Source organism: Bradyrhizobium sp. 23AC (assembly GCF_054863025.1).
This window is the reverse complement of record NZ_JAVAYN010000139.1, coordinates 1-275: the sequence shown is the minus strand read 5'-3', so window position 1 is coordinate 275 and position 275 is coordinate 1. Positions and strand designations below refer to the sequence as shown.

Here is a 275-nt window from a genome sequence, read left to right as displayed (position 1 = left end):
GCCCGCGCCCTGATGCTGCGGCCGCGGCTGATGCTGCTGGACGAGCCCTCCTTCGGCCTCGCGCCGCTGGTGGTGCGCGACCTGTTCGGCATCCTTGGCAAGATCAACCGCGAGGACAAGGTGTCGATCCTGGTGGTCGAGCAGAACGCCCAGCTCGCGCTGGAGCTCGCCGACCAGGCCTATGTGATCGAGACCGGTCGCATCGTGATGTCGGGCAACGCCAAGGACATCGCGAACAACGAAGAAATCCGCAAATCCTATCTGGGTTACTGAGG

1 pseudogene is annotated in these 275 nt (G+C 64.0%); it reads left to right on the top strand.

The annotated features are described in order from the left end of the window. Positions 1-273, top strand: a pseudogene (locus RAD10_RS41810) (ABC transporter ATP-binding protein); the annotation flags it as partial. Between the last annotated feature and the right edge of the window lie 2 nt (positions 274-275).